This window comes from Aneurinibacillus thermoaerophilus (assembly GCF_900099925.1).
GTDB classification, from domain to species: domain Bacteria; phylum Bacillota; class Bacilli; order Aneurinibacillales; family Aneurinibacillaceae; genus Aneurinibacillus; species Aneurinibacillus thermoaerophilus.
The window spans coordinates 1-13814 of the sequence record NZ_FNDE01000055.1 but is presented as its reverse complement, the minus strand read 5'-3'; the positions used below and the strand labels follow the sequence as shown (position 1 = coordinate 13814).

The 13814-nt window shown below is 38.2% G+C and carries 11 protein-coding genes and 2 pseudogenes; all 13 read right to left on the bottom strand.

What is annotated here, in order from left to right:
* Positions 1 to 90: 90 nt before the first annotated feature.
* Positions 91 to 1454, bottom strand: a pseudogene (locus BLR88_RS17555) (transposase).
* A 139-nt stretch (positions 1455 to 1593) separates the two neighbouring features.
* Complete coding sequence (locus BLR88_RS17550; RefSeq protein WP_057899157.1) at positions 1594 to 2865, bottom strand: MFS transporter; 1272 nt, start codon at positions 2863 to 2865, stop codon at positions 1594 to 1596.
* The gene (locus BLR88_RS17545) at positions 2858 to 4063 is read right to left on the bottom strand and encodes an ATP-grasp domain-containing protein (protein WP_057899158.1); all 1206 of its coding nucleotides are present in this window, start codon (positions 4061 to 4063) and stop codon (positions 2858 to 2860) included. The genes BLR88_RS17550 and BLR88_RS17545 overlap by 8 nt, the downstream gene beginning before the upstream one ends.
* Positions 4064 to 4085: 22 nt before the next feature.
* Complete coding sequence (locus BLR88_RS17540) at positions 4086 to 4748, bottom strand: RraA family protein (RefSeq protein WP_057899159.1); 663 nt, start codon at positions 4746 to 4748, stop codon at positions 4086 to 4088.
* A 31-nt stretch (positions 4749 to 4779) separates the two neighbouring features.
* Positions 4780 to 5604 (bottom strand): PhzF family phenazine biosynthesis protein, encoded by an 825-nt coding sequence (locus BLR88_RS17535; protein ID WP_057899160.1) that lies wholly within the window; start codon positions 5602 to 5604, stop codon positions 4780 to 4782.
* The gene (locus BLR88_RS17530; protein ID WP_057899161.1) at positions 5585 to 6973 is read right to left on the bottom strand and encodes a circularly permuted type 2 ATP-grasp protein; all 1389 of its coding nucleotides are present in this window, start codon (positions 6971 to 6973) and stop codon (positions 5585 to 5587) included. The genes BLR88_RS17535 and BLR88_RS17530 overlap by 20 nt, the downstream gene beginning before the upstream one ends.
* A gap of 5 nt (positions 6974 to 6978) precedes the next feature.
* Positions 6979 to 7896: a branched-chain amino acid transaminase gene (locus BLR88_RS17525; protein ID WP_091261414.1), complete on the bottom strand. Its 918-nt coding sequence runs from the start codon at positions 7894 to 7896 to the stop codon at positions 6979 to 6981.
* 42 nt (positions 7897 to 7938) lie between these two features.
* On the bottom strand, positions 7939 to 8985 hold the full coding sequence (locus BLR88_RS17520; RefSeq protein ID WP_057899163.1) for a C45 family autoproteolytic acyltransferase/hydolase: 1047 nt from the start codon (positions 8983 to 8985) through the stop codon (positions 7939 to 7941).
* The gene (locus tag BLR88_RS17515) at positions 8982 to 10013 is read right to left on the bottom strand and encodes a beta/alpha barrel domain-containing protein (RefSeq protein WP_057899164.1); all 1032 of its coding nucleotides are present in this window, start codon (positions 10011 to 10013) and stop codon (positions 8982 to 8984) included. Before BLR88_RS17515 ends, BLR88_RS17520 begins: the two co-directional genes overlap by 4 nt.
* Before the next feature lie 138 nt (positions 10014 to 10151).
* A complete protein-coding gene (locus BLR88_RS17510) occupies positions 10152 to 10895 on the bottom strand; it encodes a TenA family transcriptional regulator (RefSeq protein WP_057899165.1) in 744 nt (247 codons plus the stop codon).
* Positions 10896 to 11106: 211 nt separating this feature from the next.
* Complete coding sequence (locus BLR88_RS17505; protein WP_091261412.1) at positions 11107 to 11988, bottom strand: ATP-grasp domain-containing protein; 882 nt, start codon at positions 11986 to 11988, stop codon at positions 11107 to 11109.
* A gap of 48 nt (positions 11989 to 12036) precedes the next feature.
* Positions 12037 to 13356 (bottom strand): circularly permuted type 2 ATP-grasp protein, encoded by a 1320-nt coding sequence (locus BLR88_RS17500; protein WP_057899167.1) that lies wholly within the window; start codon positions 13354 to 13356, stop codon positions 12037 to 12039.
* Positions 13357 to 13542: 186 nt separating this feature from the next.
* Positions 13543 to 13814 (bottom strand): annotated as a pseudogene (locus BLR88_RS19985) (hypothetical protein); the annotation flags it as partial.

Genomic DNA, 13814 nt, shown 5'->3' with positions numbered 1-13814 from the left:
TGAATCAATTTCATAATTGCTTTCTAAAAACTTCAATACCTGCAGAATTTCCGTATTTAATTTTTTTTAACGACCGGAGGTCGTGTCCTACTAAGCAGCTTTATCGTTTAATTTGGTATTGATACGATCTACAGCTAATTTAGAAGCATTAAACAATAGACACAGCAAATCGACATGAACTTTTGCCAACTCTCCAGAACGGTATCGGACATTATTAAGCTGAAAATATTCTTTTAAGTAGGCATTGACTCGCTCCACAGAAGTACGTTCCTTATAAAGCTTTTTCCATGCTCTACTTCCGCGTGCAGGGGCAGGATAACGGCGTAAGTCTATTGTCTTTTTGATTTTAATGACCTTTTGGCACAGCGTGTCGTCAGCTAACGGACAACCTTTGCATTCCTTTGGTCTTGTATACTTGAGTGTTTCATATTTTGCATCATAACTGTCATATCGATAGGAGTGTTCACGAACACATGTCGGTGCAAAATACTTGTCGACACCGATAGGTGGCGCTTCATTCCGCTTATTATAAGCAATGATACCGTCCGCTTTCATGCGATAAATCTGCTCATAAATCGGATTGTAGTCATATCCAGCATCCGCCATCACTTTCGTGATGTTGAGAAAAGGAAAACGCTCAGCCACTCCTTTTAACAGGGGAATAGCAGCTTTAGCATCATTCATGTTTCCTGACGAAAGCAAGTGAGCTAAAAGATACTGGCTTTTGGTTTCTACAGCTAGATGGAGTTTGTAGCCATACCAGAAAACATTTTTATTTTCGGAGTTCTTCTTAATTCTCCACCGAGGAGCGTTTGGCATTTCTTTTTGGAGTTCACCGAAGGTGTAGTCCAATTATTTTTCGATTTTCTGTTCAAAAAGAGGAAGATGATTTTCGATTTCTTCTTGTTCTTTTTTCCATGCTTCATAGGCTTCTTTTTTCTTACGCCCCCGTTTTTTCGGCTCTTTGACGGGTTGTTGTTCAACTTCTTCTTTTTGTGGAGCTTGGTCTCGCGCTTCTACATGGGTAGCGTCAATTGCAATGTGGTTGCCATCAATGAAGCCTTCTTCAACAGCTTGTAAAACAAGGGCATGATTTATTTCATCGAGCACATTGGAGGATTTAATTCTTCGAATCAAACGGGAAAAAGAAGCTTCAGATGGTACTCGATCAGAAAAAGAAAATCCGCAATCCAAACGAAAAAGAACATCGGTTTTCAAGCGACGAACAAGAAGTTTAATGGTTGGAATACCTTCTAGAATACGAGCAAACAGGGAATAAATCATCGCTGGATAATATTAAGCGATTGAGGCGCACCTTCACATACTTTTTTAGACACAATTTTAAGCAGAGGCATAATATTGATGCCTTCAAAAATTGCTGTGTAGCGCTCAGTAGGTTCTAAATCTAATAAGTCTTGCAGGGAAAATAAATGTCCTTGGCGAATAGAGTACATGAGGAGACCAACCTTTCTCATTGAGTTGTCTGAGCAACTACTCTATTCGAGATTTTGGGAGGTACTCCTTTTTTTCATGTCTATTGAACCTTACGGTTCAAGGGCTTTGAGTTATGAAATTGATTCAATTATGTTGAAATTACATTTCGTTTACTTTTGCCTTAACGGTAGCTTCACTGGTATTACTCGTAGTAGTTGCGTTCTCCTGTCTCGAGTAATAAAACAAAGAGATAAAAGCAATTAGAACTACGAAAGTACCTAGTAAATAGAAAACTAAATTATAACCAACGTTTTTCGCTATCCCTCCAACCACTAATCCGGAGACAAGAAGCATTACTGAAGTTAGGAAACCAATCGTGCTTTGAATCCTGCCCGCGTACTCATTATCAGTTATGCTCATAACTTTTGTATTTAACCAGGTTCGTGTAATTACAACACAAGATCCGATTATAAACGTTATAAGCATAGCAGTTGATAGATTCTGACTAGAACCGAATAAACCTTCGAATAATCCAAGAGCAAGTATAGAAACGAAAATAAAATATTTGTCGTTTACTCTTTTTTTAGTTAAAGAAGCTAGTATAAACCCTGAGAGCATTGCACCAATTGCGTAGCATAGGTTAATAAGTCCATAAGCGGATGCATCTAACTTCAGTAAATCCATTGTAAAAGCCCCAACTAGAACATTGTTAACTTGTACACAGAAGGTTGGCACTAATAATAACAAGATTGTAACAAATAGTATGAACTTAGTTTTAACATACTTTAGAACCTCGAACTGTGTTTTTAAAATGGCAAACTTCTGGGGCTTTACTGAAAAAGAAGCCTTAGTTTTATTCATCAAAATAATACAAATAGCAGACACTAGAAAGGTACATCCATCAATAAAAAGAGCAGTCATCGTACCAAAAGAACTAATAACGAGACCGGCTGTACCAGTTCCTATGAGCATTCCAGCCTGTGTTAATGATTCAGTCAAAGAATTGGCACGTAGTAGATTAGCTTTTCCCACGACTTCCTGAATATAGGCACGAATCCCTGGAAAGAAGAAAGTGTTGCCAATAGAAATAAGTAGCGCCATGCTATAAATATAAAACTGATTGAGAAGGCCATAATAGCCAAGACCCACTGTAACAAAAACTACAATGCCTTGTAAAAGATTCATCAGAAAACAATTGATACGTCGATCCATACAATCTGCGACATAGCCTGCATATGGGGCTAAGAATATGCCTGGTAATGCTCGGATACAGAGGAGTATCCCGATTGATAAGGGGCTCTTTGTCATCTCCAACAATAGCCATGGTAATGCAATACCATGCATACCTGTCCCCAAAAAATTGATAATGGTCGAAGCTAGATAGAGGGAGAATGTTCTGGTAAACAATTTCTCATTGTGTTCTTTAACCAATCCTACCCCCCCATTCCTCTTCCCATACTAGTTCGTTCATATACCATTCGTTCAATTGATTCAATCTGGACTCAACCATCTTTTCGGTCGTTCCCTTTACAATTAAGGTCGCAATACTATCAACACTTGAAGCTGCGTTCTGAAGAGTTTGGCCCGGTTGAACAGACGAAGTATAGTCGACTACCCATTCGAATGGTACCACTTTTGGCAAGTGTAACAATTTTCCGTTTTTTGGTGGGACAATTAGAAAACCTGCTAATTGATCTGCTTTCTGAGTTAATTGTGGAGTTTCATCAAGTCCACATTGGAGACGAATCCATAAACGATTTAAATCAATACCAAATACCTCCCTAATTGTATCGATTATCCGTCCTCCGCCCGTTCTACTGGCAATCTCACACAAGAGTAATCGATCATCATCAGTATGGAAAAACTCTGCATGAAATGCCAAAATTGGAGCTCCCGGTAATGAAGCAAGAACAGTACTCAAGGCTTGATGCAATCGATTGCTTATTCTGCTTTTTTTGTCAAGTATAACACTGCCTAAACTTGCTCCTTTAGTAAAGGCTAAACATCCATTTATATAACGGGAAGCGCATGAAAATAAAATTTCCCCGTTCCGCATTATACCGTCGACATGGTACATTTCGCCGGATACAAACTTCTCTACCATTAAATTTGTCGGTAGTCCTTGTTGAAGAATTAATTTCATCTCATCGAAATTATATAAAACTTGAGTATGACGAGAACCTCCACCATCAATTGGTTTGATAACAATAGGGAATCCGTTCTCTTCGATGAATTCAAAAAGGTCAATCGAGGAGTTAACTGATCGAAAAGTAGGTACTTCTACTCCTCCTTTAGCTGCCAACTGTTTCATTAGTACTTTGTTTCGAAAGGCAAGTGCACTTTCAACCCTTTGTCCTCTGATACAAAATTTTTCCCGTAACCGTGCTGCACGAATCAAATCATATTCGGAATGACCGATGATAGTATGAAAATTAAAGTTTTTATGGAGTTCAATAGCACGGATTTCTGTCCATCCGTTTTGATCAAAGGATTCAATCATTTCTACATGATTATAGTTATCCAAATCCGACCGACTTACTTGAGTAAACAATACAAGTTCCTCATTAAGATCACTCAACCACTCCTTAAAATGAAAAGATTTACTACGATTAAAAATCAAGATAGCCATTCCATTTCTCCCCCAAGATGTATTACTTATTAAGTAGCAAAGCAAAATTATTGTAATTGTGCCTTTCCCTAGCGTCCTTCATAGAAATCCCCTCTCTTAAGTCACGGATGATTTGTTGCTCCATTATTTCGACTGCTAGAGCCTTTTCAACAACTTCCGGTAGTACCTCTTGTGGAATAACAATTACTCCTGAATCATCTGCGCATATTACATCCCCTGGATGAACAATCGTATTACCAATACGAACCGGAATTTGTTTTCCGACTAGTTTTACTCGATTCTTTCCGGACTTCATATAGGTGCCCTTTGTAAATATCGGGTAGTTCATTTGAATAATACTTGTAGCATCTCTACAGCAGCCATCAATCACCGTTCCCTTTATTCCCTTTTGTTTTGCAGCAATAGTAAGAAGATCACCCCAGACCGTACAATAACGACCGCCATTGGCAATAACAACTACACTACCGGCTGGTACTTCATCGATAAATTCACCTGCCGGAGCCTTTTCACCTTCCTTTACCTGTTCATATTGTAATGTAAACGCTGGTCCGACTAGCGCCATACCTTGGGTGAGCGGGCGAATTAATTCACACCCACCATTGATCCCAAGCATATCTAGGGCATCTGAAATACAGGATGTAGGTAATTTTCTTAATTGTTCAAAAAAATCAACTTTATTTTCCATGTCAAATCTCCCCTTTGTTCTTCCTTTTTTGTTATACCTCTACTTTCCCAATTTGCGTCACAAATCCACCTAGCTTAATAACATCCCCTACTTCCACAAAAATTTTACTTTCCTGTCCCAAGTTATACCCCTGCTCTACAATAAGAGTTGAATGAAAATATCCCGCCTGGACTAGTACACCAGCCAAAGCACCCGCTGCTACCCCGGTAGCTGCGTCTTCCTTGACTCCAAACAAAGGATTAAAGCTTCGAGCGTGAAGCGATGAATCACTATGTTGTGTTTCAAAGGTATAAACATAAACCCCGTTCACTTTCATCTTTGAACTCCACTCACTTATCGCTTCGAAATCAGGGGTGATAGACTGGACGGTCACCAGTTTTTTTATAGGGACAAACAATTTAGGGCTCCCAATCGAAGCAATACAAAAAGGTAAGTCCTTGTGTATCAAATCTTCATTAATTCCTAAAAAACTTAATACCTCTTTTTGATCAAATGAGCAATCGATAATTGATACCCCTGTAGTTTCAAAGTGGATGGTCCCCTTTGAATTTCGCGAAATAGTAACCACCGAGGCTTGAGTTTCCACTTTTATCTGTTGGTGGCCTGTGACCTTCATGTAGTAATCAGCTGCTGCTAAAATCCCATGCCCACAAAAGGGTAATTCAGAAGAAATAGAAAAAAAACGGAACCTAGCATCAGCCAAGTGAGAGGGTAACACAAACACTGTTATTACTGTGTTTATTTGAGTCGCCAATGATTGCATTTCTTTTTCAGATAATTCTTCTGCCAAAATTACGGCTGCTGAATTCCCATGTTTAGGGTCTTGAGTAAATACCTTAAATAGTTGACTTTCCATTTCGATCCCCTTCGGCCAACGATAGAATTACCTGTTTGCTTCCATTTTGAAAAATATTCACTTTAAATTCATCACTAATTTTGGAGCCAAATCCTTGGAACTTTCCACCAAACATAAAAAGATCCGTACTAAATTTTTTCTTACTAAATGACCGACAATCGTCAACTGGCACCTCGATTTCCGGTGCCGGTATAAATTCCTGCAAAATGAATGGCTTGTTCCAACATTCCTCTAAAATTTCTTTCCAACGGTCTGAGGGTGTAGAGCAACCAATTAATACACCTTCACCCCGAATATCATAAGCTGTTTTGATAACAAATCTTTCTTGCTCTTCCAAGGCTAACTGTTTCAATTCAATTTGTTTACCCCTGTACTCTACAGATCCATCCTCCAATTTTCGGGCCCAAGGGATATGTTTCGAGATTACGTTCCGTTCTTCTTCCGTGAAGTAATGACTAAAGGAAGGAGTTGAAAGATAAGCCATACATAGTTTACTTTCAGTAATAAAACGTGCTTGAAATGAATTCACCTGACAAATTGCTTGATCCTTACATGCATTTAAATAATTCTTTATTCTTTCTGCTTCATCGAGCAGTGGAATAAAGTCGGCTGTATTAATCTTATTCCAGACAAGATCTACCGCTAAATCACCCGAGTATAGCTTACCCCTTCTATACTGTAGATCCCGCGGGTCTGCAATTATTGCCTCTATGCCTAATAAAGCAAACTGTTTTACCATTTCTCCAACTTCTTTACTTTCCTTCCCTCTTACTTGCAAGATTGCAACGGATGGCATTTCTGATCCGGGTCTAAACTCTTGGTAGGTATCGAGTAATTGCCGAATAAATGCATCCGTGGTATCAATTCCTTCTTTTCTTAACGGTGGAAGTTTCCGCAAATAAGCATCTAAGACAGAAATCCGCTTCATTACTTCTAATATTCGACCTGTAAAAATTACTCCGGCTGGGCAATCCGTGTTATTTTCTAAAATTTTAAACACATCTTTACCTGGAACTAAATAAGTATCAAAGCGCGAGATTTGAATTTTTCGTTTGTAACCCGGATCAATTTTAACAAGCTCTTGAGCCTGCTCACCTAGCATAAAAAATTCACGAGTGCGTTGATCATTAGCGTATAGTTCGATCACCTTTTCAAGAATATCAATCATTTTTTCTGCTTCTTTTTGAATTTCATTACGGACCTCGACAGGAAGAATACTAATTCGAGGGTACAAAGGAAATGGCTTATTCCGAAACACAAACCCCTCAGAATCACATCTATCTACAACGGATGCAATTTCTTGAGGCAAGTTATGACGATTATTTTCAATAGTTTGTTTATATTGTTCTTCAAAAAGTAAATCTATCATAGAAATCATCCTTTTGAGTTATAAATTGGGAATAATAAATGACTGTATTTTGGCTTTTTTCCATACACTACATCAAAGTAAAAGTCCTTTAATCGTTGAGTAATAATTCCATCTTTACCGTCTCCAATCAAATAATGGTCAATTGAGCGAATCGGCAATATTTCGGCACCTGTCCCGCAAAGAAAAGCCTCATCCGCTAAGTAACATTCAGAACGATCAATTTGGCGTTCTATAATTGGAATATTCAATTCACGGGCCACCTCAATCAAGAAACGACGAGTAATACTTTCAAGAATACCATCTGTAACAACAGGTGTAGTAAGTACTCCGTTCTTTACGAGAAAGACTGCAGCTGTTGGAGCTTCTGCTACTTTGCCATTTTGGTTTAATAATATAGTGTTGTCATATCCGTCGGTTTTAGCCAGGAGTAAAGCGATTCTTCCGTTTTGATAATTAGCCACACACTTGATACGTGGAGGCATCATGTTATCCGAAAGGCGAGTCCAAGAGCTAATTGAAACCTTAATTCCTGTTTGGATTGGTTTACGCCCCTGTGGGAAAGCCGCGATATTTAGTAGGACAGGACCTCGGGTGTCAAGAGGACCATCTGCCTCAATTGAAGCAGCGACCCGAATGTAACAATCTTGTTTTAATTGATTCGCTTTTACAATCTCTTCAACTTGAAAAATAAGTTTATCTACTGAATAATCATGCTCCATTCCCATTAAATTCATAGAATCAAGCAAACGTTTTAAATGTTGCTCTAAAGCAAATAAGTACAATTCCTTCTGTTCTTCATTCCAATAGCCACGAATTCCTTCAAATACTGAAGCCCCATATTTCATCGCTACAGAAGATACATGGATTTTCGCTTCTTCGTAGGGGGTAATTCGTCCATTCAACGATATATACGTTTCTTTCATATTATTTCATCTCCCAACGGTGGAAACTGTGAAAAATAGAACTCATTCTTCAAATAGCAAATAACGATAAAACTGGTTTTCACAAGGATAACCTTTCGCTGCATACATAACCCCTTTTTTAGGGTAAAGAATAACAGAGGCAACCGTTTCCCCTCGGCTATAATCCCCTTGACCATGAGCACAGATACTTCTGGGATAATTAGTATGGTCTTTTAGCAATTCTTGTATTTGTTGAAGGGAAGGCTTATTATCATAATGTGCTGCTAAACTATGCATGCGTTCAAGCCGTAGGAAAGTCGATGTGCTTGGTGAAATCTGATCAATTTGACGAAATTCATTATTGAGATAATGATTTGTATGAACAATTAGTTGTTGTTCAATGAACCGCTCATCTTCTACTGTCATTTCGATATCTAGAACACGATGACCATCTGAGAGTAACAAATTACGTGATGAGGTACGACGAATCCTGCGAATCTCTCTTAAACAATCTTTTAAATTACGTTGATGTAAGAGATGACGAATTAATAGATAAGGAGGGACACCTTCTCGCCAACCTGGTGCTAACACCATATTTAAGCCAATTCCTATCCCATAACTATTCACTCCAAGATAACCCAATAGTCCGATATGGGTATACATCATGATACTAGGTTCACCTGGTACCGAGCTTTTGATTTTTAGGATAATACCAAGTTCAGTCAGGTTTCCTGGTAAATCAACATTCTGAGCGATAATAGCACCCTCCTCTTGATCTACATATCCCAGAGCGCTACATTCTAAGCCCCGAGAGATTAATTCACGCCTTACCTGCAGTAACATTGCCTCTCGATATGTAATCTGGGCTCCCTCAGCTAACCCACGGATTTCCTCTGCTATATCTGGGACGTCACGTTCAATAAACGAAATATAACCATCAACCATTGATAGGGCCTGTTCTAATGAAATTTTATCCTTCCGGACAATGTTAATCCTTGCCACATTGTCTGCTAGAAAAGAACGGATTTGTTCCCCAAAAACTTGTCCATGTTGGTATCCTCTTTCATAAGGAGAACCTGAAACTGTCACTACCTGAAAATACTTACTCATAAGGATCGCTCCTCTAAAGTTGGAGCCAAAATTTTATCTAGAGACTTTATGTCAGCAACAACAGCTTTAATTTCCTCAAAAACCGGCTTTATGGGCTTTCTTTTACTTAGATTCAGTGTAAGCTGTTGCCAAGATACATCTTGAGTAGCAGCTTCATGCATTACCGGATTGATAAAATCATTTGAGAAGTTCGCCATACCAAACATCAGATCACGAGTAGTTAGATACATAGGACGATGCATCACATTATTTTCCAAATATTCTGCTGTTTTTAGGATACTTACCAAATCGTAATTATGTTTAATGTTCATCCGTTCTAAGTAAGAGACATAAACCTCTGTGGGTAAGTTACCGGCCCCTTTTCCCAGTCCGCGCAAAGAGGCATCAATAATATCGATACCACTTTCGATCGCCGCCAATGTGTTTGTTAATCCTAATGACAAGTTATGATGGGCATGGAATCCTACTGGGATCTGGAGAACTTTTTTAAAGATTTCAGCATACTCTTTAACTTGATCTGGAACCATATGGCCATTCGAATCAGCAAAATACACCCAATCAGCTCCTGCAGCTTCAGCTTGCAGCATCCATTCTCGAATCTGTAATGGGGATAAATAGGTCACCCTGACAAAATTTGCACTGACAAATAAACCTTGCTGTTTAGCCGATCTAATAACCGAAAGTCCGTTTTGCAAGTTATCCGAGCGAATACAAATCCGAACCACATTAATATTGAATTCCTTAAGTTCTAAAAGGTCTTGTTCTGAAATATTGTGTGGGTGGAGCATAACCACAATCTTTGCACCAGGCACATGGGTGCGTATCGCGTGTATATAATCACGGTTTACTCTTGCTGATAACCCCAATTTTGTTGGTCCTTCTTCCGGGCCATTTCTATATCCGATCTCTATATAGTCGATACCCGCTTGATGTAAAGAATCAACTATGTCAATTGCTACTTGCTGTTCGAATTGAAACGAATTTGTATACCCACCATCTCTCAATGTCACATCTAATAACTTAACCATTAATAATGTCCTCCACATTATTTATAGGCCCTAGCATCAACACTTTGAAAAATGCGGATTCCATTTCCGTGGAAGCCGAGTAAACAACCACAATTAATGAAAGAATCCGCATTGAGTGAATTTTTTCTTTTTTGTTTTCTAGATAGTTGCTATTCCCTTTTGAACAGCTTGTTCGTTCGTTACCCGAAGAATAGCGCTAAAGTGTTTCATACGTACGTCAATCGATTTATACAATGCATCAATTACCTTTTGTTGTAATTCCTCTGTTGTCGCATATTTACGTATTAGTTCGTATCCAATTTCAGCATGATCTTCCTCTATCTCCATTTGATCGCTGCTATGGATATTAAAGTAAGATCTACCCGCTTCGTTAACGTTATAGAAATAGTTCATCGCATGGTTCATTGTACGACCTTCCCATTCCACTGGTGGTTGACCCTCCATATAAATGATTAAGGCCGAAACAGCTTCCAAGAAATGATGATTAGGTCCACACACAGTGTTGTTCCAATCAATTACGGCTTGACTCTCTGGAAGGATTTCTAAATTATTAATCTCATCCCAGGTCAATCCAAACTGTTCACCAAATTTCACGAACAAGTCAAGATGGCGCTCGGTTCCAGAAATCTTACCTGTTTCTTCTTCATAAATGTTTTCTGCAAGATGAATACGAGCTTCAACATCTGGGCATTTGGAATGGATCGCGGAAATATTACGAGTCCAAAAACTCTTAATATGATAACGGTGTAAAACAAAATTTTTGAGCAAAAGAGGTGTCGCTTCACCTTTCATAATTGTTTGGTATAACGGATGAGTGATCTTACGGTTTTCATACACAATGTCTTTCAACTTTTGAATTAATGCTTCTGGTGACAACAACATTCTTATCAATCTCCTTTTTATGAAAAAAATTTTTTATGTGAATCAATTTCATAATTACGCATTAAAAACTGCGTTTTTACAGGGATTATCGAGCTTTTAACACATGTTTGTAAGTAAAACTTGGGGAGGTGCTACTTTTTTAAGCTCCTGAAACCCTTGGGGCTCTAAGGCTCCGAGTTATGAAATTGATTCATGTAACTCTTCAATAGTATTAAGTACTATCAGAAGAAGTAACATTTTTTTGTAGAACTCTCTCTATCAAATTTGCGACTAGTAAAACAGTTTCATCACGTGGATATGTAATCGCAGGCGTGGTATTTACTTCGATAACCAGATAGTTTCCTTGTTCATCTTCCACAATATCAACGCCTGCTACTGAAGCATTAAATACTCTACTGCACTTTTCAGCAAGTTCAGATAAGTCAGATTCTAATGGGCATTCTTCCCAATTGCCTCCCACCGACAAGTTTGTTAAGAATGTCCCCTTATCCGAGTATCGATAAAATGCATACTCTGCTTTGTAGTCAATAACACGAACTCGGATATCGCGACCTGGTTTATTTATATGAGCTTGTACATATAAAGGTTTATTTCCCTGCATATAAAAAGGAGCAATATTACGCAAGGCGTTCTCATCATCAACACGTATTACCATTTGTCCTTTAGCACCAATAATCGGCTTCAATACTAAAGGGAAATGTAGCTGATTGATTACTTCATCCAGTTGATCCATATTCCCCACTAGAAAAGTTGGGATATGTGGAATGTTGTGATGGTTTAGCAGTATTGAATTGAGAAACTTGTTTTGGCCTATAGTCAATACATCGGTGTCGTTAATCACAGGAATACCGGCTATTTCAAACGCTTTTAGTAACCACATACCATATTCCCGTTGCTGAAGAGATACCCAGCCCAAAACACAGGAGATTCGTAAAGGTTCATTTCGGTAAAGAAACTGATTCTCTCCGCCACAGGAACGAACTAAAATATCCTGAGGAGTAGATACGATAACTTCGTATCCACGTTTTTTCAGTTCCCGATTCAGTTCTATTACATCACTAGTTTCTTCTCGGCAAAGAATTAGAACTGCCATAGCTCAATCCTCCTTTCAAGGCAAAAACGAAAAAGTATCTTTTCCAATTCATCCGTGTATAAATATCGGCCCAATAGCGGCACCATTGTGTAAATTAATTACAGAACCTCCCCCTATTGGCTTCGCCCGCAGGATACCACCAGCAAATCTTTTGTCAAATAAATAGGCTCCCCAAAGAAGTTGTACTTCTTGAGAGATTATTTCTCCCTCAGGTGTTGAACAGTACACTTCACTAGTTGAGGGTGTCACTTTTTCCTGAATGATATATTTCTCTTTTCTTTTAAGTAGTGAATATAGAGTGTTCCTCCAATCCTCTTCTCGATGTTCCCATCCACAAAGAACCCCTATTCCACCATATCCATCTGCTGGCTTAATAACTAGAGATCTTTGATTGTGCAATGCAAAAGATATTAGCTTTTCTTCAAACAACCGCGTCCAAGGAATGTATCGATGTATTATGTATAGCTCTTCATTTGAAAAATAGGGTTCATACTGAGGGTCTGACATCATAGCAAAGAGAATTTTATTCCCTAGTATTTTGTATTCTAGCCCCATTGGCATTTGAACCCGCTTTGCCCTTAATGCCTCGAAAATGTGCCAATATTCCTCGGGCGCTGCTTCCACATCGCCCAAGTCAAATAATCGGTATACTACATCTATCTTCCGACCATTAAAATATAGACCATCAGTTCCTTCCTCTAAATCACGTTGCGAACAAACAAACGACTGAATACCGGTATGGTCCTGTAGTTCTTTTGCCATTAACTGCAATGTATGAGAATAACTACTTAAAACCTTTTCACTTTCAACCATAGCAAGAGTAAGTGAATTACTATTTATCTGCAACATGCCACGAATCGTATTAACCCAAAATATCAATGGATCAAAATATTTCAAATCATTTGATTTTATCAACTCATTATAAAACGGTGTTTCCTGCATCAAACGATTTAACCAAGCCATCGTCATGCCACCAACATTACTACCTAAATTCAATTCAAGTAGCTTCCAACCATCTGGCGTTTGATATAAATCTCCACGTGACAACACTTTATCTTCAAAGCGAATAGTACCATCCAGAATTTTTCGAATTTCTTTAGGCTGATAACCTAAAAATCTCCCCATCTGCTCCAGATCCCCACCAAAGATACGATCTGGAATTGTTAAGATAATCTCTAATAATTTTTTTAATACATATTCCAATTCAATTCGATTCTCTTCTTTAAGAACTGGAGGAGTAGTAATTATCCGAGTAGTCGATTTAACAACTTGCATATCTTTAGCTTTTCTTAGAAACGAACGTATATCAGAAATACTTTGTTCTTTATTTTTTTGAAATTCATTAGTGAATAAATTGGTCTCTGGCATTGTTTCACCAATCTTTCTCAGAGAATTCTAGATAGAAAATTCTATTAAAAATAGAAAAATATATAAATTTCAAAATTAGTATAATATTCCAAGGTAAAAAATGCAATAAATAATTTGTTAATAAATGACTAGACTTGCCCAAAATTTGATACAAAATTTACCATGTAGAAAGAACCGAAGGTTCTCCTAGGCAGCTTGTAACTGATTTTTTATCAAATCCAGCTGCGTTCCTGCCTTTGCTTCATAGTAAACAAATTCGATCCAACTCTCTGTCTTTTTGTTTTGCCAACTTCGTAGTCCTGTTAAGATATCACCGTGTCCTGTTGCACTGCAGAACATGGCTGTAAAAGAAAGCAATGTCCAAAACCGCTTAATTGCAACGGTACTACGTATTTGATAACCGTTAAAGGAAAAGTTGCTTTTCATGGTACGAAAATAAGTCTCAATCGCCCAACGTT

Coding starts and splice junctions, on each gene's coding strand:
- BLR88_RS17545 (WP_057899158.1), bottom strand. CDS start 4,063: ATGGCTATCTTGATTTTTAATCGTAGTAAATCTTTTCATTTTAAGGAG.
- BLR88_RS17540 (WP_057899159.1), bottom strand. CDS start 4,748: ATGGAAAATAAAGTTGATTTTTTTGAACAATTAAGAAAATTACCTACA.
- BLR88_RS17535 (WP_057899160.1), bottom strand. CDS start 5,604: ATGGAAAGTCAACTATTTAAGGTATTTACTCAAGACCCTAAACATGGG.
- BLR88_RS17530 (WP_057899161.1), bottom strand. CDS start 6,973: ATGATAGATTTACTTTTTGAAGAACAATATAAACAAACTATTGAAAAT.
- BLR88_RS17525 (WP_091261414.1), bottom strand. CDS start 7,896: ATGAAAGAAACGTATATATCGTTGAATGGACGAATTACCCCCTACGAA.
- BLR88_RS17520 (WP_057899163.1), bottom strand. CDS start 8,985: ATGAGTAAGTATTTTCAGGTAGTGACAGTTTCAGGTTCTCCTTATGAA.
- BLR88_RS17515 (WP_057899164.1), bottom strand. CDS start 10,013: ATGGTTAAGTTATTAGATGTGACATTGAGAGATGGTGGGTATACAAAT.
- BLR88_RS17510 (WP_057899165.1), bottom strand. CDS start 10,895: ATGTTGTTGTCACCAGAAGCATTAATTCAAAAGTTGAAAGACATTGTG.
- BLR88_RS17505 (WP_091261412.1), bottom strand. CDS start 11,988: ATGGCAGTTCTAATTCTTTGCCGAGAAGAAACTAGTGATGTAATAGAA.
- BLR88_RS17500 (WP_057899167.1), bottom strand. CDS start 13,356: ATGCCAGAGACCAATTTATTCACTAATGAATTTCAAAAAAATAAAGAA.